This window comes from Parageobacillus thermoglucosidasius, assembly GCF_001295365.1.
GTDB classification, from domain to species: domain Bacteria; phylum Bacillota; class Bacilli; order Bacillales; family Anoxybacillaceae; genus Parageobacillus; species Parageobacillus thermoglucosidasius.
The window spans coordinates 3,708,852-3,734,075 of record NZ_CP012712.1; the positions used below are offsets into that span (position 1 = coordinate 3,708,852).

The following is a 25,224-nucleotide window of genomic DNA, read 5'->3' on the forward strand; positions in this document are numbered from 1 at the left end:
TCCTCCTAGTAGCTTTCATTTGCATGATTAGAAACAAATGTTTTGATTTTCGACAAACGATTGCCACGCCAATATTTCACCATTCGTATTCCTGCTAACATAGCATACCCGATTCGAAAATGAATCATACATACGAATTTTGTTTCGGAAACGGCTTCATGAAAAGATGGAGTTATCAAAAAAAATGGAGGCGTTTTAAGTTTCATATATTTGCTGGACAACGCGAGCAGATGGTATTTTAACGACCATCCTAACCCGACGATCATCCCTGTCGTCGCCGCATCCCCTGTCCCGATTTTCGTCTGCCATTCAAATTTCGTGATGGATATATGCCCAAGAAATTTTTTGATAATTTCATTCAGCCGAACGACATGCTGGGCAAACTCTTTTGTTTTCTGAAAATTATGGATCAGTTCCTCCGGCGTATACTTGCTTCGTTTCACCGTTCCTTTCGAAATATTTTCTATCGTCTCTTGATGGTCAATGGCAATACCCGGCGGCTCTGTTTCTATTTTCACAAACGGTATATGTATCGTATAACGAATCATTCCAAATAACGCTTGAAACGTAATTTTCCATTCATCATCACCTTGTGCATGTTGAAAAAAAATCGTAACCGACAACTTCATCAACGATAGCAAAAAAAGCAAGAAAAAAAGCAGGACAGCAATACAAACGATCAGTTTCAACATCAGCACTCCCTTTCATCATGCTATTGTCGCCATATGCCAAAAAAAATAAACCTGCCAATATAGCAGGTTTATTCGTAAATGACGAGCGTATCGGCGAACTGGTCATGCATCCCTTTTTTCTTTTCTGAAAAAGCGACGAAAAGAAATCCGATGAATAAAATCGTTTTTGCGATAAATTTTCCGATCACTTCACGAAACAAAACTGTCGTCCATGTCAACGGTTTTCCTGACTCATCGATCACTTTCATCCCAAATACCATTTTTCCTAACGTTTGTTGGAAAAATTTCGTCATCAATACAAAATACGCGTAAAATGTCACCGTCGTGGCAATTGTCGCCGGCGCGAACATGCTCGTCCGCTCGACCGAAATATCGAGCAAATGAAAAAGCGGAAAAACAAGCAGACGGTTGATGCTGCCGACAACAAGCAAATCGAGCAAATATGCCCAAAACCGCATCCAAAACCCGGCATAGCGAACTTGCGAAGATGCATCGCCGACAGCGGTGTTTCTTGTCTCTGCTGGAATGGACAAATACTCTCCGGTCATTTTTTCACTTCCTTTATTCAGCGTATAAATACATTAAGCGCGGTGATGAAGGGTTAGAGAACAACTTGATTAATTCGGTCGCCTCATGCTTTGGCGCTATCATCCGGCTTAATTCCATTTTAAATAAAGAACCGAACGAAAAGTCATTCGTATACTTCACCACTTGCGCGTCCGCCAAATCGTAGTCTTTTTTTATTGCGGCAATGGTGTCTTCTAAATAGCCGAACTCATCGATTAACTTTAACTGCTTTGCCTGGCGGCCGTCGTAAATTCGGCCATCCGCTATTTTCCGCACTTCGCTTTCCGGAAGGTGTCTGCCTTCCGAAATCACTTTGACAAACCCTTCATAAGAATTATGGATTAACCGCTGCAATATTTCTTTTTCTTCCTCCGTCATCTTTCTCGCCGGGTTCATAATATCTTTATACGGCCCGCTTTTAATCGTAACAAGCTCCACACCGTATTTTTTGGCAAGCCCCTCATAATTGAAACTTTGTATAATTACTCCTAACGATCCAGTCAGCGTTTCTGGGCTTGCGAAAATTTTATCGGCTGCTGTGGAAATGTAATATCCTCCAGAAGCCGCCATCGTTCCCATTGAAACATAAATCGGTTTTTTCGTTTCTTTCTTTAGCTTAAGCAGTTGATCATGAATTTCAGCGCTCTCTACAACACCGCCGCCCGGTGAATCGACGCGCAAAATAATCGCCTTCACTGTATCATCGTTTTTCGCCTGTTCAATCATGCGTAAAAATGCGCGATGATTATATCCTGACGCAGTAAACAGCGCTTCCGTATCTCCAGCGTCTTGAATGACCCCGTTTACTTCCAAAACAACAATTTTCTGAAATTGGTCGCCATCTTCGATCACTTCTTCACTAAACTCTTGTTCTGCTAGCGCAAGCCAGTTTTTCGTCCACGTTTTCGCATCATTTGTCAACATTGTCGTAATGATATTGACTAACACTGAAATAATAAATAATACAGCTGCAATAGACAATGCTATCCAGCGCTTTCGATTCATTGTTTCTTCCCCCTATAGAAACGGTTATTTTTAAATTTGTGTAAAAATGTTACACTAAATATGTATACTTTATTTATTGTACCATAATTACAGGTTCACTAAAATATAACAATGGGAGGATTTCCGATGGCAGGCTTGCGCAATCATCTATATTTTTTTTACAAGCATGACGATCAACTCGTCAAACGAGTAGAGCCGCTGATCGAGCTTGCGAAACAAGGGCCGTTTGTCGTTGTCGATGACCATCGCGAAGCCAATATCATCGTCAGCATCGGGAACGATGGCGCATTTTTGCAAGCGGTGCGACAAACAGGTTTTCGCAATGACTGCTTATATGTCGGCATTTCAACACTTCCGTCGCGCGGATTTTACTGTGACTTTCAAATCGATGACATCGATCATATGGTAGAAGCGACACAAAATTTGCAGCTAGAAGTGAGAAAATACCCAATTATTCAAGTTACCATCGATGACAACGCTTCCTTTTTCTGCTTAAATGAATGTTCCATCCGCTCACAAATTATTAAGACGTTGGCGATGGACGTGTTTATCGATGATTTGCATTTTGAAACATTCCGCGGTGACGGAATCATCGTTTCGACACCGACGGGAAGCACAGCGTATAATAAATCGGTCAACGGCGCAGTCGTTGATCCGCTGCTTCCTTGCTTTCAAGTGAGCGAGCTGGCCTCCCTCAACAATAACCGCTACCGAACGCTCGGGTCATCATTTATTTTAAGCGGGCAGCGGAAACTAACATTAAAAATGTCCGAAGAAACAAGCCATTTTCCAATTATCGGCCTAGATAATGAGGCATTAAGCATTCAACACATTGAAAAAATCGATATTGTCTTAAGCGACAGGGTGATCAAGACCGTCCGTTTAAAAGACAATTCTTTCTGGGATAAAGTAAAGCGAACGTTTTTATAAGGAAAGCGGATGCAGCAGAATTTACTCCAAAAGCGATGTTTTTATTGTCTGGCCGCAAATGTTTTCTCCAAACGGAAAAAGGGGCTGTTTCCGACTCGAAACAGCCCCTTTTTTTATTGACGCTTGGCAAGGCGCATTTCGCGCTCGCGCAGCTCCACACGGCGGATTTTTCCCGATGCCGTTTTCGGCAAATCGTCGACAAATTCAATTTTGCGCGGATACTTATATGGTGCGGTAAGTTGTTTCACATGCTCCTGCAGCTTTGGAATCAGCGTCGGGTCATTTTTATCAACTCCTTCGCGAAGAACGATGAACGCTTTGACGACATGGCCGCGCACTTCATCCGGACTGGCGACGACAGCGCATTCTTTTACGTAAGGATGCTTGACAAGCGCATCTTCCACTTCAAACGGCCCGATTGTATAACCGGAGCTGATGATAATGTCATCTCCTCTTCCTTCAAACCAGAAATATCCATCTTCATCTTTTTTCGCTTTATCCCCCGTAATATAATAATCGCCTCGGAATTGCAGCGCCGTCCGTTCTGGATCTTTGTAGTAATATTTAAATAACGTCGGAGTTTCCACATGGACGGCGATGTCGCCAACTTCCCCGACGGCGCACGGTTCGCCGTTTTCGTTAATAATCTCAACGCGATTTCCCGGCGTTGGTTTGCCCATGGAGCCTGGTTTGATTTTCATTCCTTTCATGACGCCGACAAGCAGCGTATTTTCCGTTTGCCCATATCCGTCCCGTACTTGAATATTAAAATATTTCTCAAACGTGTCAATCACTTCACGGTTAAGCGGCTCCCCGGCGGATACGGCACTATGAAGATGCGAGAGATTATAATCACCGATGTTCGGCACTTTCGCCATCAGCCGATACTCCGTCGGCGTGCAACAAAGCACGTTTACTTCATACTTGCTTAAAAGCTGCAAATATTTTTCCGGATCAAACCGTCCATAATAGACAAACCCTGTTGCACCAGAACCAAGCGTCGATAAAAACGGGCTCCAAATCCATTTTTGCCAGCCTGGGCCGGCGGTCGCCCAGACGAGATCATTTTCTCCAATACATAACCAATTCTTCGCGGCAATGCGCAAATGTGCATATGCCCATCCGTGCGAATGAACGACTCCTTTCGGATATCCGGTCGTTCCCGATGTATAGGATAAAAACGCCATATCATCACGGGATGTGTCTGCAGTAGCCAGTTCATCGCTTTCCGCTTTCATCGCTTCCTCTAAAAGAATCCATCCGTCCCGTTTCTCTTTTCCGACAATGAATTTCACGAGATGGTCCATGCCTTCCACTGGCGCAAATTGATCGACATATGGCTCATATGCAACAACCGCCTTTGCCTCGCCGTGGGAAATGCGGTATTGCAAATCTTTCGTCCGCAGCATTTCCGAACTTGGAATCACGACCAAGCCTGCCTTTAACGCTCCTAAATATACTTCATACGCTTCAATTAAGCGAGGAATCATGACAAGCACTTTATCGCCTTTTTCAAGCCCTTGCTTCAATAAAGCGTTTCCAATCCGGTTCGCACGTTTGATTAAATCACCGTATGTAATCTCCCGCGTTTCCCCTTGTTCGCTTTCCCATTTCAATGCGGTTTTATCAGGATTAGCCAGCGCATGCCTCTCGATTTCCACCGTCAAATTATAGCGTTCAGGAGCGATTAAATCTTCCCGTTTCATTTTCGCCAACTCCCCTTTTATCGATAATTAAGCAAGAACGTGCTATTCTTTCCACTCATATTATACAAAATAATTTTTATATTTTGAATATTTTTTAAAAAATAAAAGGCGGGGATATCCCGCCTCCGTAGCCATATATATTCAATTAAAATGTTTGTTGGGTACCGCCTAATTGTTGTTGCGCCAAAGCAACAAGGCGTTTTGTAATCTCGCCACCAACAGAACCGTTAGCGCGAGAAGTAGTGTCAGCACCCAATTTAACGCCAAATTCTTGAGCAATTTCGTATTTCATTTGTTCAAGTGCTTGTTGTGCTCCCGGAACAAGCAATTGATTTGAAGTGTTGTTACGTGCCATATGTTTTCACCTCCTTGTATCTATAGAATGCGTGAAAACATATGGCCTCATACATTTATGTTTTTGGTAAATTTTGAGATTTAGAATAGCTGTTCAAATTCATCTTCTGTTGCGAAGTTTTCATCGATCACCATCGTTTCCGTATTCGCAACCGCCTTCTCTATTAATGGCTGCAAATCGACAAAACTTTCATAATGGACCACTTTTTCCTTCTTTGGTTTTGTTTTAGGCGATCTTGGCGTAAAAATGGTACAGCAATCTTCATACGGCAAAATCGAAATATCATGCGTATCGATTTTCTTAGCGATCGCGATAATTTCTGTTTTATCCATCGACACAAGCGGCCGCAAAATCGGTGTTGTCGTGACATCGTTAATGACAAACATGCTTTCAAGCGTTTGGCTGGCAACTTGGCCGAGGCTTTCCCCTGTCACAATCGCAAGCGCGCGGTGACGCTGGCGCAACGCGTCGGTGATTTTTAACATCGCTCTTCTCGTTGAAATAAGCGAGTATTCGTTTGGCACTTGTTTATAGATAGCTTGCTGCACTTCCGTAAAAGGAACAATGTGGAGCTTTATTGTTCCCCCGTATGTGGTTAATTTTTTAACTAAATCCACTACTTTCTGCTTCGCCCGTTCGCTTGTAAACGGCGGGCTGAAAAAGTGGACCGCTTCTATCTCCAATCCGCGTTTCATCGCCAAATACCCAGCAACAGGGCTGTCGATTCCGCCAGAAAGCATGAGCATCGCTTTGCCGCTCGTTCCTACCGGCAATCCGCCGGGACCAGGAATATCGCGGCAAGTCACATATGTGCCATCATTGCGAACTTCCACACGGACGTTGATATCAGGCTCATGTACGTTAACCGTCAATCCGTCTGTATTTCGCAAAATATAAGCGCCAATTTCATGATTCAACGCGTCGCTTCCATACGGGAATTGCTTATCCACTCTCCGTGCGCTCACTTTAAACGTTTTCCCTTCATGAGGAAGCTGTTGGACAGCCGCCAGCGCGGTCTCTTTTATTTCGTCCAATTCATTATTGCACTTCATCGCCAAACTAAATGAATGAATGCCAAACACCGTTTTTAATTTGTCAATAATCGGTTCATGCGGCTCCCCGTTTAGCAAAATGTACATGCGGTCACGCATATATTCAATTTTAATGTTAGGAAATGCACGAAGCTGTTTCGCGACATTTTGTTTCAAACGCCGGACGAATAAGTCGCGGTTTCGTCCTTTTGTCGTCATTTCTCCATAGCGAATTAAAATACGATCATACTTCATAATGTTTACTTACCTCTCTTAAATTTTCGATTGCCTTCTTCATTGCGGAGATGGCCGTCGGGATTTCTTCGAGCGTATTTTCAAAAGAAAGGCTGATGCGGATGCCGCTTTCTGCCCGGCGATCATCCACCCCCATCGCCAGCAATGTTTTACTTGGTGCCTTCTTTTTCGACGAACACGCCGATGTTGTAGAAACAAAAATATCGTGTTTCTCCAACTCATGGACAAATACTTCCGGTTTAATGCCGTTTAGCGAAAAGTTAATAATATGCGGCGCCGAATGCGCTAACGGCGTATTGATTTGAATAAAAGGAATCGTTTTTAATGCATCTATCCACGCTTGCTTGACTTCAAGCAAATAATCGATTTGTTTATCATATTTTTCCAGTGACAGCCGCAGCGCTTTTGCCATCGCCACAATCGCTGGAACATTTTCAGTCCCAGAACGGAGCTGCATCTCCTGTCCTCCGCCGGCGAGCAGCGGCGAAAGCCGGACTCCTTGGCGAACGTATAAAATCCCTGCACCGCGCAATCCATGAAACTTATGTGCCGACATCGTGCATAAATCAATGCGCGCTTTTTTCATATCGAGCGGCACTTTGCTTATCCCTTGCACACGATCGACATGAAAAATCGTTTTCGGATACTGCGCTAGCAATGCCCCGATCTCTTCAACGGGCTGAATGGCGCCAACTTCGTTATTGACATGCATGATCGAGACGAGAATCGTATCATCGCGCAGCGCCTTTTTAACATCCTCGACAGTGACGAGGCCGTTTTCGTTCACTGGTAAATATGTCACTTCAAAGCCTAACTGCTCTAATTGTTGGCAAGGCTCTGATACGGACGGATGCTCAATCGCTGTTGTGATAATATGGTTGCCGCGATGGCGGTACTGCAACGCCACTCCTTTGATCGCAAAATTATTCGCTTCCGTTCCTCCAGATGTAAAAATAATTTCATTCGGTTTTACCCCTAATGCGGCGGCAATTTGCTCACGAGCCTGCGTTAACAGCCGCTCCGCTTTCATTCCTAATTCATGAAGCGAGGACGGATTCCCAAAATATTTTGTCGCCACCGTGACAAACGAATCGACCACTTCTGGAAACGGTTTGGTTGTCGCGCTGTTATCCAAATAAATCATTACGTCCATCCTCCGATTATATTTAACAAATCATACACTAGTAAATATAATAATAAAGAAATGAACTGAACATCAACCGAAACACACTATACTAACATTATTCGCAAAAAACCGATAAATATCTGCACATGATATTTATCGGTTTTACAAATTATTCATTCTTTCTTGGAACGTTCTTCGTGAAAAATTTGCTGAACGCGTTGAAGCGCGCCAGGCTCCACTTTTTCCAAAGCCGCTACCGCTTGCTCCAGCGCCTGTTCGTAATCGTAATGGCGAAACAGATACTCGGCTTCTTCCAATCCTTCTTTTACGCTCGGATAACGGCGGCGGTACCGGTTTCCATATTGAATCACTTTTTCAACAAGCGATGCTTGCTCAATCATTGCCACCGTCCGCTCATATACGCGCTGAACAGCTGTTTCCGCTTCCTCCAGCGCCTGGCTTACGGCAGGCATATTGAGCGGCTTTTCCTCTAAGCGCAGCGCGACTTTCATTAAACTATCTTTCGCCTCGGACAATTGTAGCTCATACGATTTCGGAAGTCCCGGCAACCGGCTTTTTTGCACAAGCCGCAGCGCCTCAGACAGCTTCTTCTTCATCACATCCAGCTTTTCGCGAGCAACCAGCTCGTCTTTTCGCAGCGTTTGCAGCGTCTCGCGAAACTGTTCATGTTCTTCTTTCATCATTTCTATTTGCGCCAACAGCTGCTCCAATTCTTCTTTTAACAGCGAGTAAGCGGTTTTCGCTTCTAAAACGCGCGCATGAATAATTTCAAACCGCTTCATCAACTGATGAATTTGCTTTTCAATGCTGCGGTATTTTTCCAGATCTTTTGTCGATAGCTGGTAGCTTTGCTGCACAAACAGCGTTTCTTCGCTTGTTTCTTTCGCTTCTTCATTTAACGCGTTTAACATTTCGGCGATACGGGACATTTCCGTTTTGATATAGTGATGGGAAGTTACTTCTTTTTCCAATAAATCATATAGCGTATCAATTTCTTCTTTTATCTCAATAACCCCTTGTTTTGCTTCGTCAATCCGCAAATCACGAATCATTTGCAGACACTGTTCCATTCTTTTTCGCTTTTCCGCTATTTCCCGCTCGATTTGCAAATGATCGAGAATGTAGCCTTCCTGCTTCATTTCCCTATACCCATCCAAAAGCTCTTCCAGCTGGGCCGGAATCGTTGTCTGGCACTCTGTTAACAATTCCGGAATATCGTTCATCATCACCGTAACGTCGTTTAGCTCTTTTTTTAACGAAAGAACAACTTCCCGCGCCGCCAAATAATTTCCTGATTCTGTTAATTTTTCGAAATCTTGAAACTTTGATTCCATCTCTTCCAACTTTTCGTCGAGTTTTGCCGCTGCAACTCCAAACGTGTATCGATAAGCCAAGAGCGTTTTTTTCGCGTCGCGATACGTCGTTCTTAATTCTTCGATTTCCGTACGATTTTGCTCCTCGCTGCCGATCAATTCATGCACTTCGTCAATAATAAGCTGAACTTCTCCTTCCGCCTGCCGCAAAAGCTGGTCGATTTCGCGCAACACCGCTCTTGCTTTTGCATAACGGTATTTATCCAGCAATTCTTCTGTGTCGAATAATTTTTCTTCAATATTAGGCAGCTGAACAGCCACAAGGTCGTCCCACTTTTGCCGCCATTTTTCAAACAATTGCTCCGTTTCTCCCGTCATATTCAATTGTTTTACTTTCGAAAGCTCATCGGGCACCGGCCGATTCATAATCGAAACTTTCCATGCTTCCAACCGATCAATTTCACCATACATTTTTTTTCGATACATGTGGTTATATATCATTACTCCGCCGAGAAGGAGTAGCACGATAATTGCGATTTCCATCAAAAAATAGCCCCCTTGCACCCGAGTTAGTCACCATAAAAAATGAGGTTCATTGAGAAGGCAATCTGATTAACATAATGTTTTTTCAATGTTTTTATGATACCATGTTATCGACGTTTTTTGACCAAATTTTTTATTTTTTTAACAGAAATCTTCAATTTTCTTGTTATCACATGCAAAAGGAGTGATGCGTTTTGCGGGATGGCCACGTGCATACACCGTTTTGTCCGCATGGAAGCAATGATCCGCTCGAACAATATGTAGAACGGGCTATTATGCTTGGATACAAGGAAATTTCTTTTACAGAACACGCCCCTCTTCCGGAAGGATTTATCGATCCAACGCCAAACAAAGACAGCGCGATGCGCCGCGAACAACTTGACCGATATTTAGAAGCGCTAACCGATTTGAAAGCACGTTACCAAAATGACATCATCATCCACATCGGCCTTGAAGTCGATTTTATTCTCGGTTTTGAAGAAAAAACCGCACGGCTTCTGGAAGACATCGGACCGCTGCTTGATGACAGTATTTTATCCGTGCATTTTCTTCCATGTAATGGGCAGTATGTTTGCATCGATTACAGCCCGGAAATGTTCGCCGATATCGTAACATTATTCGGATCGGTCGACAACGTATATAAAGCTTATTTCGCCGCAGTTTTGCAATCGATCCGAGCAAACCTTGGCCCGTATAAACCAAAACGCATCGGCCATATTACGCTCATCCATAAATTTCAAAAGCGTTTTCCGTGCCCTGTTCCCATGACAGAATCGTTATTGCGCATTCTTGACGAAATGAAGCGATATGATTATGAGCTAGACTATAATGGGGCCGGCGTTTCTAAACCGCTTTGTTTGCAGCCGTATCCCCCAAATTGGGTGATCCGCGAGGCCATGAAACGAAACATCCGCATCGTATATGGTTCAGACGCACACTGTGCTAACGATTTGCACCAAGGCACAGACGTCATGCTAAAAGAGGCATTTTTCGTTTGACAATTTCCTATAACTCCCATAAAATTATCTCCAATATAAACAAAAAAGGAGGCGAGAACAACATTGTTCCATACTATCGCATATAACGGAACGCGTGAAGAAAATTATGAACTTGTCATCCAACAGCTGCGCGCACTAATCGAAGGCGAATCAAGCTTCATCGCTAATTTGGCCAATGCTTCGGCTTTATTGAATCAATTCCTCGAGCAAATCAATTGGGTTGGCTTCTATTTAACGGAAAACGATGAGCTAGTACTGGGACCATTTCAAGGGCTTCCTGCCTGTGTGCGCATCCCGTTTGGCAAAGGCGTTTGTGGCACCGCAGCCGAAAACAGAAAAACTATCATCGTTCCCGACGTCCACCTTTTTCCAGGACATATCGCCTGTGACGCCGCATCCCAGTCAGAAATCGTCGTGCCAATGGTGAAAGACGGCAATGTCATCGGTGTATTAGACATCGATAGTCCTGTCAAAAACCGCTTTGATGAAACAGATCAAAAATATTTAGAGAAATTCGTCGACGTCATCGTAGCGACATTATAAGAGACGTATGCGAGAAGAAAGGAATCCGAATGAACGGATTCCTTTTTATGCTTTATATTGGCGGGAATAGTCTTTCACAAAGATGCAATTTTTTCCTGCTCTTTTTGCCATATAAAGCGCCTCGTCAGCACGTTTAAATAAATCTTTCGCTTCTTCTGAATGATTTTTTTTCCAATACGAAATGCCGCAGGAAATCGTTACAGGCGGATGCGTTTTTTCCCTCACTTTTTCCGAAAGGCGGCGCGCAACCGAAATCCCCGCGGCTAATGAGACTTTCGGCAAGTAAATCGCGAGCTCTTCTCCGCCCCAGCGGGCGCCAATGTCGCCAGAGCGAATATTATCGCGGATAATATCGGCAACTTGGACAAGTATATCATCGCCTATTTGATGTCCATATGTATCATTAACTTGTTTAAAGTTGTCAATATCAACTAAAATAAACGTCCCAAACGCATCATGAATCATCGACTTTTTGATTTGCTCATCTAAATAGTGGCGGGAATACAGCTTTGTCAAATAATCAGTAATAACGAGGTTTTCCAGCTCTTCTCTCAGCATTGCGTTCGTAAACACAAGGGTGGAATGTTGAATGAGCGACTGTAGCAGTTTGAACATTTCAAACGTAAAATGATATGGCTCCCGATGCAAAACAATCGAAATTCCCCGCAATTCTCCATTTTGCACCATAGGAGCAGCCATTAAAGAGCGATAGTCGAAAACGGCAAGAGAATCGTGAACGCTTGTATCTCCAACGAACGCGATATCTTTTTCCGTTTTTATTTTCTTTTCCACAAATTCAATATACTTTTTCGATTGGCGGGATTGAAAAAACGGAGTACTCCCGGGCAGCAGCTCCCATTTTCCCCCTTCAAACCAGAAAAAACCGACTTCATCGGCGTAAAACGATTGCTTAATTTGCTTTACCATAAATTCAATCGCGTCTTGAAGCCGCAAATTGGCATTCAGTTGGTGCATCGTTTCCGTAATCAGTTGCAAATCCGCAACAAACCGGCGAGACTGCTCATACAACCTCGCGTTTTCTAACGCGCTTCCTGCCGTATTGGCCAACAAAGTGATAAAGTTTACTTCTTTCTTAGGAAACTCCATAATGTGGGGAGCGATGATCTCAATCACGCCGTAAACTCCTTGTGCCCCTTTAATCGGTGCATACAAAATCGAACGGCGCTGCCGGATCGAGTCTTCAAACTGAATTCTCCCCGTCAAAAAAGCTTGCATCGCTGCCATATTTTCTTCACTTTCATCAAAAGCGATCGTTTTAATTGGCAAATATTCATGGTATTGAATATCGTGCGATAAAAACAAATAGTACGTGAATGACGGGTATACTTGTTTAAGAGTGTTAATAATTTCTTCGAGCACGTCATCAATTTTCATCGATGAGTGAATTTTCGCAGCAAACCGATGAAGCTGCTCATAGCGTTTTTCGTCGCTAAGCCCTTGTGAAATCATTTTGATTTTCCGAAAAAGCTCTGAAAAATCATGCTTAATATTCTTTAACATCTGCTCACTGAACAAATGGCGCTCGTCAAACACAAGCTGTAACATTCCAAACGATTCTTCGGAAAAGCGAAGGAAAATCCAGGCAGTTGCATGCTCATTCTCTTGCTCAATCCGTATCGTTTGCTGCTCATCGTCCATCATCGCAGCTATATCGCCAGGCGGAACAGGGTGTCGGGGGAATGGTTGATTTTCTCCTTCATTCGTCGTTGCTTCTGGATAAAACGCCTTATTTAAAGGATCAAAAACAAAAAAAGTAACTTGTTTCAACATCAGTTCTTCTTTAAGTAATCGAAGCAACTCCGCAATCACATTCGAAAAATTTCCATAATCGTCATATTGTAAAAACCAATGGAAAAATTCTTGTTTAAAGGCCCTGTATAATTTTTCCTCTTCCAATTTCATAGCCCTTTTCACCTAGACCGATGTTCTCATTCAAATAAGAATGGAGTATATGCGAAACTTTTCAAAAAATTACATCTTGTATTATAGCATATTATTTGGAAACAAGGAAAATAAAATATTGACTTTGCCCTATAAAAGTCATATAATGTCCTTTGTGTAAAATATAGCAGCCTTAGTGCTCACCTTTATGGTTCATTTTGTTCCTCATATAATCATATATGAGGTGTATCGCGTAACTCTTAGCTGCTAGAGCGAGGATACATGAAAACAAAATGGCCATAATTGTTGACGCACGTCTGCTTTTATTTTACCCGAATAAAAGCAAAAGGAGGAGCAGTAAATGGCTCGTTATACAGGCCCAATGTGGAAAATTTCTCGCCGCCTAGGGATTTCCTTAAGCGGTACAGGCAAAGAGCTGCAAAAGCGTCCGTATCCGCCGGGTCAGCACGGTCCAGGTCAGCGCAGAAAACTTTCGGAATATGGTCTGCAATTGCAAGAAAAACAAAAACTTCGTCATATGTACGGCGTAAACGAACGCCAATTCCGCAAAACGTTTGAAGAAGCTGGCAAAATGCCTGGTAAACACGGGGAAAACTTCATGATTCTTTTAGAATCCCGTTTAGATAACCTTGTGTACCGTTTAGGCTTTGCGCGCACTCGCCGTCAAGCCCGCCAGCTTGTAACACATGGCCATATTTTAGTTGACGGAAACCGTGTCAATATCCCGTCTTACCGCGTCAAACCTGGCCAAACAATTTCCGTTCGCGAAAAATCTCGCAACCTTCAAGTTATTAAAGAAGCATTGGAATTAAATAATTTCGTGCCAGATTATTTAACATTGGATGCGGATAAACTTGAAGGAACGTATACTCGTTTGCCTGAACGCTCTGAATTGCCTGCTGAAATTAATGAGTCGTTAATCGTTGAGTTCTACTCTCGTTAATGCACACATCCCTTCAGATCCAGTTCTGGAGGGATTTTTTATGCCCAATTTAGCCGCAAGTCCCGTCACTATTTTTATTCTGTTTCGCGGCCGGATTCCCTCTTTCTTCTACAAATAAAAAACCCGGGAAAACCGGGTTTTTTTATTTGTAGCGAATTAAATAATATTTTTTCTTTCCGCGGCGGATAATCGTAAAGCGCCCTTCGATGCGGTTTGCTTTAGTGATGACCGCGTTGACGTCTTGCATGCGCTCTCCGTTGATGTAAATCGCTCCGTTGGCAATGTCCTCCCGCGCCTGCCGCTTCGATGGCACGATCTTTGCCATGACAAGGAGTTCCACTAGCGGAACTTCCTCCCCTTCATACTCAAAGGAAGGAACGTCCTTAAAACCTTGTTCAATTTCTTCGGCGGTCAATTGTGACACGCTTCCGCTAAAAAGCGCCTCCGAAATTCGAACGGCCTGTTTCAATGCATCTTCTCCATGAACAAGTTTTGTCATTTCTTCCGCTAACGCTTTTTGCGCTGCCCGCTGTTCTGGAGCTTTCTGCAATTGTTTTTCCAACTCTTCAATTTCTTCTTTTGATAAGAACGTAAAGTATTTTAAATATTTAATGACATCGCGGTCGTCTGTGTTAATCCAAAATTGGTAAAACTCATATGGCGACGTTTTTTCTTTATCAAGCCAAACGGCTCCGCCCTCTGTTTTCCCGAATTTTGTTCCATCCGCTTTTGTCACAAGCGGAACGGTTAATCCGAACGCTTTTGCATCTCCTTCTGTTTTTCGGATTAACTCCAATCCAGCTGTAATATTTCCCCATTGGTCGCTGCCGCCGATTTGTAAACGGCATTGTTCGGTTTGGTACAATTTTAAAAAGTCCAATGATTGTAAAATCATATAGCTGAATTCCGTAAAGGAAATGCCTGTCTCAATGCGCGATTGCACCGATTCCTTTGCGAGCATGTAGTTGATTCCGAAATGTTTTCCAACATCGCGCAAAAACGAAATAACATCTAATGATCCTATCCAGTCATAGTTGTTGGCGATTTTCGCCGGATTTTCTTCCGCGTCAAAATCTAAAAATCTTGCCAATTGCTCTTTAATCCGATTGCTCCACTGTTGCACCGTTTCTTTCGGATTTAAGGTGCGCTCGCTTTTTTTCCCGCTTGGGTCTCCGATTAACCCGGTCGCACCGCCGACAAGCGCAATCGGACGATGTCCAGCCAACTGAAAGCGGCGCAGCGTTAAAATCGGCAATAAATGCCCGATGTGCAAGCTGTCAGCCGTCGGGTCAAACCCGGAGTATAACGTCACTTTTTCCTCATTCAGCAGCTTCTGAAGCCCTTCCTTATCGGTGACTTGGTTAATCAATCCGCGCCATTCCAGTTCCTGCAACAAATCCATTTCATCCACCCCACTTTTTTATTTTTTTCCATAAAAAAACGTCCCTTAATCGAAGGGACGAATGACAATCGCGGTACCACCCTACTTAGAAAGCATAGCGCTTTCTCGCTTCATTGCAATAACGGCAAACGCCGTCTTTTGCTACTTGGACAATCCGTTCGCAAAAGCTGCTCAAGGAGGTAATTCGTGTTTATCTATGTGCTAGTTCACACCGGCCACTAGCTCTCTGAAAACAGGGAGATAAACACTACTCGTTCCTGTCATCGCATTTTATATATGTCGGTTTTGATATACATGTTTTTATCATACTCACACCCATTTGTCAAACCGGATAAGAAAGATTTTTTCTCCCATTCAAGCCGCAATCTTCTCCCAAAAATATGATATACTGTGTGTACATTCATTTGTCGTTTACTGTTAGGGGGAATGCTCATGGAGCATGCAAAACAAACATTTTCCCTTAAGAAAGCATGGCGTTATTTTCTCATAACATATGAAGTATGCTGGAATCTTTTCCTTCTTTTTCTCATTTTCGCCCTGTGCGCCGTTTGTTTTGGTGTTGGGCTTGGCGCCGGATATTTTGCGTCTTTAGTAAAAGATATGCCGATTCCTTCGTATCAGGAAATGAAAAAAGATGTTTATGACTATGAGGAAACGACCCATATTTATTTCGCCAACAATGTTTATCTTGGAAGTTTTCGCACGGATTTAGAGCGGGAAGAAGTCAAATTAGAAGATATATCCCCTTACGTCATACAAGCGATTATCGCAACAGAAGACGAATACTTTTACGAACATTACGGTGTCGTTCCAAAAGCAATCATCCGGGCCTTGTTTCAAGAAATCACCAACTCGTCAACACAGACAGGCGGCAGCACGCTGACGCAGCAGCTTGTCAAAAATCAAATATTAACTAACGAAGTGTCGTTTGAGCGGAAGGCGAAAGAAATTTTACTCGCGCTTCGCCTCGAAAAGTTTTTGAGCAAAAAGGAAATTTTAGAAGCCTATTTAAATGTCGTGCCGTTCGGCAGAAACTCATCCGGGCGCAACATTGCCGGCATCCAGGCGGCAGCCCAAGGCGTTTTCGGGGTGAATGCGAAAGATTTAAACCTAGCCCAAGCGGCATTTTTAGCCGGCCTTCCGCAAAGCCCTTTCGTTTACACGCCGTTTACAAGTGACGGAAACGTGAAACAAGACTTATCCCTAGCGCTGCAACGCATGCACACGGTGCTAAAGCGCATGAAACAGGCAGGCTATATTTCCGAAAAGCAATATCAGGAAGCATTGCAGTATGATATCGCCAAACATTTCGCTCCGCCAAAGCCATCACCGTTTGAGCAATATCCATGGCTGACGATGGAAATTGAAAAACGCGCGAAAGAAGCGTTAGCCGAAGTTTTAGCCAAAAAAGACGGTTATGAGAAACAGCAGTTATGGCAAAACGCATCTCTTTATGAACGCTATTTGGCAAAGGCAGAAAAACAGCTTCGCCAAAACGGATATCACATTTATACAACGATTGACAAAAATATTTACGACCGCATGCAAAAAGTGGCTGCCAATTATCCATATTACGGAAATGACATCATTCAATACGTCAAAGACCAGCAGACAGGCAAAATGGTGGCAAAGCGGGAACCTGTCGAAGTCGGCGCTATCCTCATTGAAAACAAAACAGGGAGAATCATCAGCTTTGTCGGGGGAAGAAACTACAAGCGGCAGCAGCTCAATCATGCGACACAAGCATATCGGTCAAACGGCTCAACAATGAAACCGCTGCTCGTATATGCGCCAGCCATGGAAATGGGCGTTATCCAGCCCGGTTCCATTATCCAAGACACAGAATTGCACATCAAGGTAGGCAAACGATATTACACGCCAAAAAATGCGGACGGAAAAACACATGGTTTCGTGTCTGTCCGCCGCGCCTTGCAATATTCTTACAACATTCCGGCCGTGCGCACATACATGCAAATCATGAACAAACATCCAGTAACATATTTGCACAAGATGGGAATCACCAGTGTCACAAAGGAAGAAGAAAAACACGTTGCCTTGGCAATCGGCGGAACAACGAAAGGAGTAACCGTCGAAGAAAATGTTAACGCCTATGCAACGTTTGCCAATTATGGAACATTTATTGATGCGTATTTAATTGAAAAAATCGTATCAAAAGATGGCCAAGTCATTTACCAGCATCAAAGCAAACCGGTTCCCGTCTTTTCACCACAAACATCATATTTAATGATTGATATGATGAGAGATGTTATCCGGCATGGCACGGCGTCCTCTATTCCAGCTTATTTAAAATTCCAGGCAGATTGGGCCGGAAAAACGGGAACGGGGCAAAGTAATAGAGATTCATGGTTTGTTGCGACAAATCCGAATGTTACATTTGGCGTTTGGATAGGATATGATATTCCTGCACCGTTGCAGTCAACCTATAAAGGGTTATCCTACAGCAAACGCACCCAGCTGTTATGGGCGCAATTAATGAATGCAGCTTATGATGTAAAGCCGCAGCTCATCGCCCCAAAAACGCGGTTCAACATGCCAGGAGGCATCGTCCGGCGCACATATTGTACTGCCCCAGAGCATGCACCATCTGATGTATGCAAAAAAGCTGGATTCACTTCTGACCTGTATAATGCAAAATTTGCGCCAAACCAGTAAGAAAAAAGCTGATCGAGAACCGATCAGCTTTTTTCTTAATCTTCCATTGTCGACAAATCCCCCGTTGGCAAATTGAGTTCCCACGCTTTTAGGACGCGGCGCATGATCTTTCCGCTTCGCGTTTTTGGAAGTTTGTCGCGGAATTCAATTTCCCGCGGCGCTGCATGTGCCGCCAATCCTTTTTTGACAAACTGGCGGATGTCTTCTTTCAGCTCCTCTGACGGTTCATATCCTTCCCGAAGCGAAATAAATGCTTTAATAATTTCCCCGCGCACCGGATCCGGTTTGCCGATGACGCCTGCTTCCGCGACCGCCGGATGTTCAACCAGCTTGCTCTCGACTTCAAACGGACCGACGCGTTCTCCGGACGTATTAATAACGTCATCAACACGGCCCTGGAACCAGAAATATCCGTCTTCGTCCATATAAGCGGAGTCGCCGGAAACGTACCAATCGCCGATGAAATACGATTCATATTTTTGCGGATTGTTCCAAATCGTTTTCATCATCGACGGCCAGCCTTTTTTGATCGCCAAGTTCCCCATCCGGTATGGCGGCAGTTCATTTCCTTGATCATCAATGATGGCTGCTTTAACGCCAGGAAACGGCCTTCCCATCGAGCCTGGCTTGATTTCCATGCAAGGATAGTTACAAATGAGATGAGCACCTGTTTCCGTCATCCACCATGTGTCATGAATGCGGCGCTGGAACACTTTCATTCCCCAGCGAATCACTTCTGGATTCAACGGTTCTCCAACGCTAAGAATATGACGGAGCGAACTTAAATCGTATTTTTTCACAATTTCGTCTCCGGCGCCCATCAACATGCGAAACGCCGTTGGCGCGCTATACCACACCGTCACGCCAAAATCTTGAATCGCTTGATACCACGTATCCGGGCTGAAACGTCCCCCAATAATGACGTTGGACGCTCCGCACAACCACGGTCCGAAAATGCCATATGACGTTCCTGTCACCCATCCCGGGTCAGCGGTGCACCAATAAATATCATCTTCTTTTAAATCAAGCACCCATTTTGCCGTTTGATAGTGCTGAATCATTGCATTGTGAACATGTAAAACCCCTTTTGGCTTTCCAGTGGAACCGGATGTATAGTGCAAAATAAGCCCGTCCTGGCGATCGACCCATTCAATATCGAAATGCTTGCTTGCTTCATTCATTCGTTTCTTTAAATCAATATACGGACCTTCTTCAACAATGTTGTCCCCGACAAGAAAAACATACTTCAGCGCAGGCAGATCGTTTACTGGCACCCGCGGCAAAAGTTCCGGAGTCGTTACGATCGCCTTCGCCCCGCTATCCTCCAAGCGGTCACGCACCGCGCCTTCCATAAACGCCTCAAACAGCGGCCCGGCAATCGCGCCTGTTTTAATGATTCCTAATACCGCAAAATACAGCTCCGGCGAACGCGGCATAAAAACAAATACACGGTCCCCTTTTTCGATCTCTGCTACTTCTTTCAATACGTTTGCCACTTTGTTGGACAATTCTTTCATTTCTTTAAACGTATACTTTTCATTTCTCGACGCATCGCGGTAATAAAGCGCCACTTTATTTTTTCGGAACGTTTCCACATGGCGGTCAATCGCCTCATATGCCATATTGACCCGTCCTGTTTCAAACCAGGAAAATTCCTTTTCTACTTCCTTCCAGTCAAAATTTTTATATACCTCTTCATAATTTTTTAAGTTATAATCCCCTTGTACGACCGGTAGCACTTCTGTTTTCATTCTCCAAATCCCCCTCGTGTAAGTGTTTACAACCCTATTATAGTATATATCTTATAAATTCTCAATTTTTTAAAAATTTAACTATTAAAATTTTTTTCAAATTTACTTATCGTATTTTCATGTATAATGAAAACAGAAGAAGAAATTCCAGGTGGTGACCTAATGGAACATAAAAAGACATATAATGCAAAAGAATTAAAGACCCCGAAGGGAACGCTGATTATTGAAGGCCCGGTACCCGCAGAAAAACTAGCAAGCTACGAATTTCACCACGATTTGACATCATTCCGCCAGCCACCGCAGCAGCATCAAGCGCTCATTGAGATCGCTAAACTCCCGGAAGGAAGAATCATCATCGCCCGCCATCATCAAACAATCGTCGGTTATGTTACATTTCTTTACCCTGATCCGCTGGAACGATGGTCGGAAGGAAATATGGAAAATTTAATTGAATTGGGTGCGATTGAAGTCATTCCGGAGTTTCGCGGCTATGGCGTGGGAAAAAACTTGCTGATTGTATCCATGATGGATGATGCGATGGAAGATTACATTATTATTACGACAGAATATTACTGGCATTGGGATTTAAAAGGAACAGGATTAAACGTATGGGAGTACAGAAAAGTAATGGAAAAAATGATGAACGCTGGCGGGCTTGTTTGGTATGCAACAGATGATCCCGAAATTTGCTCTCATCCAGCTAACTGCCTGATGGTCCGCATCGGGAAACGGGTCGATCAAGAATCCATCCAAAAATTTGACCGCCTTCGCTTCATGAACCGGCACATGTATTAAACCATCTTTCCTGACAATAAAGAGGTGAAGAAGAATGCTCGTCGAGCAAATCATGAAAACACCCGTCATTACGCTGCAACCAACAAACACGATTGCCGAAGCAATCCAGTTAGTGAGGCAACGCCGCATTCGCCATATTCCGATTGTGGATGGCGACGATCATGTCGTCGGCATTGTGACCGATCGTGATATCCGTGATGCAAGCCCTTCCATCTTCCATTTTCATGAACATCTCGAAGATTTGCAAAAACCAATCAGCACGATTATGAAGACAGAGGTCATCGTCGGGCATCCGCTTGATTTCGTTGAAGAAGTGGCAGCACTGTTTTATGAACATAAAATTAGCTGTTTGCCTATTGTTAAAGATCGCAAACTTGTCGGCATCGTAACAGAGACAGATTTATTATATACGCTTATCCAGCTGACTGGTGCGCATCAGCCAGGCACGCAAATCGAAATAAAAGTTCTAAATGAAAGCGGGATGCTAAGCAAAGCAGCCGCGATTATCGCCAAAAGAAATACGAATATTTCCAGCGTTCTTTTATATCCGGCTGAAGAGAAAAATTACCAAATTCTTGTATTTCGCGTGCAAACAATGAATCCGATCGGAATCATCAATGATTTAAAAAATGCCGGCTATACCGTGTTATGGCCGAATTTGCCGGGGGTTTCGTCATGAAAAAAGATTGCGTATTTATTTACAGCGAAGATTTCCTCCGATATAAATTTCATGACGCGCACCCGTTTAACCAGCTGCGTGTCAAGCTGACATACGACTTATTGCGCGCAATGAACGCACTGGAAGATGAGCAGATCATCGAACCAAGAATCGCGACGGACGAGGAACTCGCCTTGATTCATGATCAAACATATATTGAAGCGGTCAAAGCGGCCGGAAAAGGGCAGCTGCCTGAGCATACCGCCTTAAACTACGGGCTGGGAACGGAAGATACGCCAATTTTCCCAAATATGCATGAAGCAAGCGCATTGTTGGTGGGAAGCACATTAACCGCTGTCGATTATGTGCTATCCGGAAAAGCAAAGCATGCGCTAAGTTTGGGCGGCGGGCTTCACCACGGCTTCCGCGGCAAAGCATCCGGATTTTGCGTTTACAATGATAGCGCTGTCGCCATTAAATACATTCAAGAAAAATACGGGCTTCGCGTTCTTTATGTTGACACGGATGCCCATCACGGAGACGGCGTCCAATGGGCATTTTATGATGATCCTAACGTATGCACTTTTTCCATTCACGAAACAGGCCGCTATCTGTTCCCGGGAACAGGAAACATTAACGAGCGCGGGCACGGAGCGGGATACGGCTATTCCTTTAACATTCCTGTCGATGCGTTTACAGAAGATGAATCCTGGCTTGACGCTTATACGCAAGCACTTCGGGAAATCGCTGACTTTTTCCGCCCTGATGTGATCTTGACGCAAAACGGGGCGGACGCCCACTATTACGACCCGCTTACCCATTTGTCGTTAACAATGAAAACATACCGGGAAATTCCAAAGCTTGCACATCAAATTGCCCACGAATATTGCGACGGGCGTTGGATCGCGGTCGGCGGCGGCGGTTATGATATTTGGCGCGTCGTCCCACGGGCATGGGCGTTTATTTGGTTGGAAATGACAGAACAATCAAATGTTTCTGGCAAATTACCAGAATCATGGCTCAAAAAATGGCAATCTCTCTCCCCTATCCCGCTCCCGCAAGAATGGGACGATCCGGAATCGCTATATCCGCCGATTCCGCGCAAAGCGGAAATTACCGAAAAAAATGCGCAAACCGTCGAAAAAGCGTTATATTTAATTCGCAGCCAACGGCAACAAACAAACGGATACCAGTCCAACCATTTCTAAAAAACATCTATAGGATGCACTTACCTACGAGTGTAGTGAAACACGAAAAAAGGGGCTTACCGAAACGGTAAGCCCCTTTTTTCGTTCGTTATTTCGTTGATTCGCGATATTCAATGCGATGCGGCAAAACGACAATATGGTTTTCCACATTTTCTTTATTCATATACTTGGTCAATAAACGCATCGCAACCGCACCGATATCATACATCGGCTGCATCACGGTCGTTAAACGAGGGCGAACCATCGTTGCAAGCCGCGTATTGTCAAAGCCGATCACTTCTAATTGGTCAGGAATGCGAACGCCATGGTCTTGCGCGCTATGGATCACACCAAGCGCCATCTCGTCCGTTCCGGCAAAAATGGCGGTTGGCTTTTCCGCTAACTCCGCTATTTTTTCATATGCCTCAATACCAGAATCGTACGAATTGTCTCCTTCGATGACAAGCTCTTCATCATACGTTAATCCGTGCGTTTCTAAAGCGCGGCGATATCCTGCCAGTTTCTTTTGGTTGATCGGGTCATCCTTTAACCCGGTCACGTACGCAACCCGCTTATTTCCTTTTTCCAAAAGATAGGCAACCGCTTCAAATGCTGCTTGTTCGTAATCGATGTTCACCGACGGAATGGTGTTATTCGGTTCAATCGTTGCCGCCAATACGATTGGCACAGGGGATTTTTGAAACTCGTTGACATGCTCTTCAGTAATGTTCCCGCCCATAAACAAAATGCCGTCCACTTGTTTCGCAAGCATCGTATTGAGCAAATGCAACTCTTTTTCTTTATTTTGGTCAGAGTTGCTTAAAATGATATTGTACTTGTACATCGTCGCAATATCTTCGATTCCGCGCGCCAATTCTGCAAAAAAGATGCTAGAAATATCAGGAATAATCACTCCGACAGTCGTTGTTTTTTTGCTAGCAAGTCCCCGTGCCACCGCATTTGGCCGGTAACCAAGGCGTTCAATCGCTTCCAGCACCTTTTTTCTTGTTGATGGCTTCACATTTGGGTTTCCGTTCACGACACGAGAGACAGTTGCCATCGACACGTTTGCCTCTCGCGCCACATCGTAAATGGTTACATTCATTTATTTCACTCCTCTTTTTTTATAAATAAACATCGATTCTTTTATGTTCATCACAGCAAATATTCGTTTATGTAGCAATATCATACGATACATTATCGCCGAATCGCAACGAGTTATCAACTATTTTGCAAATGTTTTCACAAACAATTCACTATGCCGCCGGCTTTCTACATAATATTATACCCATCCTTGATATAATGATAACTCGTTCCCATCATATGTCACATAATAACATAAAAAAATAAAGAGCGCAGCCGCTGCTTATGCAAAGTGCTCAAAAACAAACGGCGCTTAACAGAAAATCCCCCCTTCAGCGAACCGCCAAAAGGGGGAACATTTATTCCGTTACGCTTTTACCATTTGCCGCTGGAACGATCTTACTTCCTCCATAAACTCATTGAATTGCTCAATATCCATTTGCTGCGCTGAATCTGACAACGCCACCGCTGGATCTGGATGCACTTCCGCCATAACTCCATCCGCACCGATCGCCAACGCTGCTTTCGCGCAAGGAATCAATAAATCGCGGCGCCCTGTTGAGTGAGTGACGTCCACAAGCACAGGCAAGTGCGTTTCTTTCTTTAAGATTGGTACTGCAGAAATATCGAGCGTATTTCTTGTCGCGCGCTCATACGTGCGAATGCCGCGTTCACAAAGAATAATTTGACCGTTTCCTTGCGACATAATGTATTCTGCTGCGTTAATAAATTCTTCGATCGTTGCCGCCAGCCCGCGTTTAAGCAAAATCGGCTTGTTCACTTGGCCCGCCGCTTTTAAAAGTTCAAAGTTTTGCATGTTGCGCGCGCCAATTTGAATCACATCAATATAGTCTAGCGCTACTTCAATATCCGCAGGGGTGACAATTTCGCTGATTACCGCCAAATCAAACTCATCGGCAATTCGTTTTAAAATTTTTAACCCTTCAACCCCTAATCCTTGGAAATCGTACGGCGATGTTCTCGGCTTGTACGCACCGCCACGAAGCAGCTTTAACCCTTGCTTTTTGACAGCTGCCGCCACTGCTGCGACTTGTTCATAGCTTTCCACCGCGCATGGCCCCATAACAAAATATTGCTTGCCGTCGCCAATTTTTTCCCCTTTCACATCGACAATCGTATTTTCCGGATGTTTTTTCCGTGATACAAGCAATGCTTTACGGTGATCATCTTCTTGCAGTTCAAGGCCGGCTTTAAAAATTTCTTTGAAAATATGTTGCAACGTGGACGTTTCAAACGGTCCGTCGTTGTACTCGGAAATCAAATCAAGCATTTTTCGCTCACGTACAGGATCGTAACGGTGCGTTCCTTGCGCTTCCTTGATCTTTCCTATTTCTTGAACAAGGCGTCCTCGTTCATTAATTAATTTTAAAATTTGTAAGTTAATCTCATCCACCTTTGCTCGCAGCTCATCTAATCTCTCGTTGCTCATATCCTTCATCCTTTCTTTCATAATGGTTTGGCCCACGTCATCCAAATGACTCGAGTCACAGACTTGTGATTAATTATTTTTTAATATTAGTCATTATTATAATAGAAATAAAGAAGATTGTCACCAAAAAATACTTTATTTATTAAACGCTTTTAAGCGATAAAGCGTTTTGAAAAAAGCACGAACATAAACCAATGACAAAAAAGGGCAATAAAAAAGCATGAACCAGCACAAGGTTCATGCCTTTTTGCGTCCGGATGCACATGCATGAAAG

21 protein-coding genes and 1 other annotated feature are annotated in these 25,224 nt (G+C 43.8%); of the genes, 8 read left to right on the top strand and 13 right to left on the bottom strand.

Annotated elements, in window-relative coordinates; genetic code table 11:
- Window positions 1-5 precede the first annotated feature (5 nt).
- The 3 genes from AOT13_RS18295 to sppA form a co-directional block, all read right to left on the bottom strand.
- Window positions 6-692, bottom strand: a complete 687-nt coding sequence (locus tag AOT13_RS18295) for a DUF2953 domain-containing protein (RefSeq protein ID WP_042384451.1) — start codon at window positions 690-692, stop codon at window positions 6-8.
- 68 nt (window positions 693-760) lie between these two features.
- Window positions 761-1,240 (bottom strand): RDD family protein, encoded by a 480-nt coding sequence (locus tag AOT13_RS18300; protein ID WP_003248620.1) that lies wholly within the window; start codon window positions 1,238-1,240, stop codon window positions 761-763.
- Window positions 1,241-1,253: 13 nt separating this feature from the next.
- On the bottom strand, window positions 1,254-2,264 hold the full coding sequence (gene sppA, locus AOT13_RS18305) for a signal peptide peptidase SppA (RefSeq protein ID WP_042384448.1): 1,011 nt from the start codon (window positions 2,262-2,264) through the stop codon (window positions 1,254-1,256).
- 126 nt (window positions 2,265-2,390) lie between these two features.
- Here sppA and AOT13_RS18310 point away from each other — a divergent pair, with 126 nt between their 5' ends.
- Window positions 2,391-3,194 (top strand): NAD kinase, encoded by an 804-nt coding sequence (locus AOT13_RS18310; protein WP_003248618.1) that lies wholly within the window; start codon window positions 2,391-2,393, stop codon window positions 3,192-3,194.
- A 113-nt stretch (window positions 3,195-3,307) separates the two neighbouring features.
- On the opposite strand, the gene mbcS is transcribed toward AOT13_RS18310, so the two are convergent.
- From mbcS to ezrA, 5 genes are all read right to left on the bottom strand, one after another.
- Window positions 3,308-4,900, bottom strand: a complete 1,593-nt coding sequence (mbcS, locus tag AOT13_RS18315) for an acyl-CoA synthetase MbcS (protein WP_003248617.1) — start codon at window positions 4,898-4,900, stop codon at window positions 3,308-3,310.
- A 145-nt stretch (window positions 4,901-5,045) separates the two neighbouring features.
- Entirely contained in the window at window positions 5,046-5,255 is a 210-nt protein-coding gene (locus AOT13_RS18320) for an alpha/beta-type small acid-soluble spore protein (protein WP_003248615.1), read from the bottom strand.
- A gap of 80 nt (window positions 5,256-5,335) precedes the next feature.
- The gene (gene thiI, locus AOT13_RS18325) at window positions 5,336-6,541 is read right to left on the bottom strand and encodes a tRNA uracil 4-sulfurtransferase ThiI (RefSeq protein WP_003248613.1); all 1,206 of its coding nucleotides are present in this window, start codon (window positions 6,539-6,541) and stop codon (window positions 5,336-5,338) included.
- A complete protein-coding gene (locus AOT13_RS18330; protein WP_013400231.1) occupies window positions 6,531-7,685 on the bottom strand; it encodes a cysteine desulfurase family protein in 1,155 nt (384 codons plus the stop codon). The genes thiI and AOT13_RS18330 overlap by 11 nt, the downstream gene beginning before the upstream one ends.
- A gap of 155 nt (window positions 7,686-7,840) precedes the next feature.
- Entirely contained in the window at window positions 7,841-9,544 is a 1,704-nt protein-coding gene (gene ezrA / locus AOT13_RS18335; protein ID WP_003248610.1) for a septation ring formation regulator EzrA, read from the bottom strand.
- A 194-nt stretch (window positions 9,545-9,738) separates the two neighbouring features.
- Here ezrA and hisJ point away from each other — a divergent pair, with 194 nt between their 5' ends.
- Together hisJ and AOT13_RS18345 are read left to right on the top strand one after the other, a co-directional pair.
- The gene (hisJ, locus tag AOT13_RS18340; protein WP_042384444.1) at window positions 9,739-10,542 is read left to right on the top strand and encodes a histidinol-phosphatase HisJ; all 804 of its coding nucleotides are present in this window, start codon (window positions 9,739-9,741) and stop codon (window positions 10,540-10,542) included.
- A 63-nt stretch (window positions 10,543-10,605) separates the two neighbouring features.
- Window positions 10,606-11,085, top strand: coding sequence for a GAF domain-containing protein (locus AOT13_RS18345; protein ID WP_013400228.1), 480 nt, complete (start codon window positions 10,606-10,608; stop codon window positions 11,083-11,085).
- A 45-nt stretch (window positions 11,086-11,130) separates the two neighbouring features.
- Here AOT13_RS18345 and AOT13_RS18350 read toward each other — a convergent pair whose 3' ends face one another.
- On the bottom strand, window positions 11,131-13,008 hold the full coding sequence (locus tag AOT13_RS18350; protein WP_003248606.1) for a sensor domain-containing diguanylate cyclase: 1,878 nt from the start codon (window positions 13,006-13,008) through the stop codon (window positions 11,131-11,133).
- Window positions 13,009-13,348: 340 nt separating this feature from the next.
- On the opposite strand from AOT13_RS18350, the gene rpsD reads away from it, so the two are divergent.
- Window positions 13,349-13,951: a 30S ribosomal protein S4 gene (gene rpsD, locus AOT13_RS18355; RefSeq protein WP_003248604.1), complete on the top strand. Its 603-nt coding sequence runs from the start codon at window positions 13,349-13,351 to the stop codon at window positions 13,949-13,951.
- Between the two features lie 142 nt (window positions 13,952-14,093).
- On the opposite strand, the gene tyrS is transcribed toward rpsD, so the two are convergent.
- On the bottom strand, window positions 14,094-15,353 hold the full coding sequence (gene tyrS / locus AOT13_RS18360) for a tyrosine--tRNA ligase (protein ID WP_003248602.1): 1,260 nt from the start codon (window positions 15,351-15,353) through the stop codon (window positions 14,094-14,096).
- Window positions 15,354-15,403: 50 nt separating this feature from the next.
- Window positions 15,404-15,626: a binding site (T-box leader), on the bottom strand.
- 159 nt (window positions 15,627-15,785) lie between these two features.
- On the opposite strand from tyrS, the gene AOT13_RS18365 reads away from it, so the two are divergent.
- Window positions 15,786-18,026 carry a transglycosylase domain-containing protein gene (locus AOT13_RS18365; protein ID WP_042384441.1) on the top strand — a complete coding sequence of 747 codons (2,241 nt, stop codon included), beginning with the start codon at window positions 15,786-15,788 and terminating at the stop codon, window positions 18,024-18,026.
- Between the two features lie 35 nt (window positions 18,027-18,061).
- Here AOT13_RS18365 and acsA read toward each other — a convergent pair whose 3' ends face one another.
- Window positions 18,062-19,777: an acetate--CoA ligase gene (gene acsA, locus AOT13_RS18370; protein WP_042384439.1), complete on the bottom strand. Its 1,716-nt coding sequence runs from the start codon at window positions 19,775-19,777 to the stop codon at window positions 18,062-18,064.
- A 162-nt stretch (window positions 19,778-19,939) separates the two neighbouring features.
- Between acsA and AOT13_RS18375 the strand changes: the two genes are divergently transcribed.
- From AOT13_RS18375 to AOT13_RS18385, 3 genes are read left to right on the top strand one after another with little or no spacing between them, the layout of a single operon-like run.
- The gene (locus tag AOT13_RS18375; RefSeq protein WP_003248597.1) at window positions 19,940-20,572 is read left to right on the top strand and encodes a GNAT family N-acetyltransferase; all 633 of its coding nucleotides are present in this window, start codon (window positions 19,940-19,942) and stop codon (window positions 20,570-20,572) included.
- A gap of 34 nt (window positions 20,573-20,606) precedes the next feature.
- Window positions 20,607-21,251: an acetoin utilization AcuB family protein gene (locus tag AOT13_RS18380; protein ID WP_042384437.1), complete on the top strand. Its 645-nt coding sequence runs from the start codon at window positions 20,607-20,609 to the stop codon at window positions 21,249-21,251.
- Entirely contained in the window at window positions 21,248-22,438 is a 1,191-nt protein-coding gene (locus tag AOT13_RS18385) for an acetoin utilization protein AcuC (RefSeq protein WP_003248593.1), read from the top strand. The genes AOT13_RS18380 and AOT13_RS18385 overlap by 4 nt, the downstream gene beginning before the upstream one ends.
- 88 nt (window positions 22,439-22,526) lie before the next feature.
- On the opposite strand, the gene ccpA is transcribed toward AOT13_RS18385, so the two are convergent.
- Together ccpA and AOT13_RS18395 are read right to left on the bottom strand one after the other, a co-directional pair.
- Entirely contained in the window at window positions 22,527-23,522 is a 996-nt protein-coding gene (gene ccpA, locus AOT13_RS18390) for a catabolite control protein A (RefSeq protein ID WP_042384435.1), read from the bottom strand.
- Between the two features lie 345 nt (window positions 23,523-23,867).
- On the bottom strand, window positions 23,868-24,950 hold the full coding sequence (locus AOT13_RS18395) for a bifunctional 3-deoxy-7-phosphoheptulonate synthase/chorismate mutase (protein WP_003248589.1): 1,083 nt from the start codon (window positions 24,948-24,950) through the stop codon (window positions 23,868-23,870).
- Window positions 24,951-25,224 lie beyond the last annotated feature (274 nt).

What these genes read in the sequence shown, in the direction of transcription:
- AOT13_RS18330 (WP_013400231.1), bottom strand. Translation starts at nt 7,685, where the DNA reads ATGATTTATTTGGATAACAGCGCGACAACCAAACCGTTTCCAGAAGTG.
- ccpA (WP_042384435.1), bottom strand. Translation starts at nt 23,522, where the DNA reads ATGAATGTAACCATTTACGATGTGGCGCGAGAGGCAAACGTGTCGATG.
- AOT13_RS18395 (WP_003248589.1), bottom strand. Translation starts at nt 24,950, where the DNA reads ATGAGCAACGAGAGATTAGATGAGCTGCGAGCAAAGGTGGATGAGATT.
- AOT13_RS18320 (WP_003248615.1), bottom strand. Translation starts at nt 5,255, where the DNA reads ATGGCACGTAACAACACTTCAAATCAATTGCTTGTTCCGGGAGCACAA.
- AOT13_RS18375 (WP_003248597.1), top strand. Translation starts at nt 19,940, where the DNA reads ATGGAACATAAAAAGACATATAATGCAAAAGAATTAAAGACCCCGAAG.
- ezrA (WP_003248610.1), bottom strand. Translation starts at nt 9,544, where the DNA reads ATGGAAATCGCAATTATCGTGCTACTCCTTCTCGGCGGAGTAATGATA.
- acsA (WP_042384439.1), bottom strand. Translation starts at nt 19,777, where the DNA reads ATGAAAACAGAAGTGCTACCGGTCGTACAAGGGGATTATAACTTAAAA.
- AOT13_RS18350 (WP_003248606.1), bottom strand. Translation starts at nt 13,008, where the DNA reads ATGAAATTGGAAGAGGAAAAATTATACAGGGCCTTTAAACAAGAATTT.
- AOT13_RS18365 (WP_042384441.1), top strand. Translation starts at nt 15,786, where the DNA reads ATGGAGCATGCAAAACAAACATTTTCCCTTAAGAAAGCATGGCGTTAT.
- AOT13_RS18295 (WP_042384451.1), bottom strand. Translation starts at nt 692, where the DNA reads ATGTTGAAACTGATCGTTTGTATTGCTGTCCTGCTTTTTTTCTTGCTT.
- thiI (WP_003248613.1), bottom strand. Translation starts at nt 6,541, where the DNA reads ATGAAGTATGATCGTATTTTAATTCGCTATGGAGAAATGACGACAAAA.
- AOT13_RS18380 (WP_042384437.1), top strand. Translation starts at nt 20,607, where the DNA reads ATGCTCGTCGAGCAAATCATGAAAACACCCGTCATTACGCTGCAACCA.
- AOT13_RS18310 (WP_003248618.1), top strand. Translation starts at nt 2,391, where the DNA reads ATGGCAGGCTTGCGCAATCATCTATATTTTTTTTACAAGCATGACGAT.
- sppA (WP_042384448.1), bottom strand. Translation starts at nt 2,264, where the DNA reads ATGAATCGAAAGCGCTGGATAGCATTGTCTATTGCAGCTGTATTATTT.
- AOT13_RS18385 (WP_003248593.1), top strand. Translation starts at nt 21,248, where the DNA reads ATGAAAAAAGATTGCGTATTTATTTACAGCGAAGATTTCCTCCGATAT.
- AOT13_RS18300 (WP_003248620.1), bottom strand. Translation starts at nt 1,240, where the DNA reads ATGACCGGAGAGTATTTGTCCATTCCAGCAGAGACAAGAAACACCGCT.
- mbcS (WP_003248617.1), bottom strand. Translation starts at nt 4,900, where the DNA reads ATGAAACGGGAAGATTTAATCGCTCCTGAACGCTATAATTTGACGGTG.
- tyrS (WP_003248602.1), bottom strand. Translation starts at nt 15,353, where the DNA reads ATGGATTTGTTGCAGGAACTGGAATGGCGCGGATTGATTAACCAAGTC.
- rpsD (WP_003248604.1), top strand. Translation starts at nt 13,349, where the DNA reads ATGGCTCGTTATACAGGCCCAATGTGGAAAATTTCTCGCCGCCTAGGG.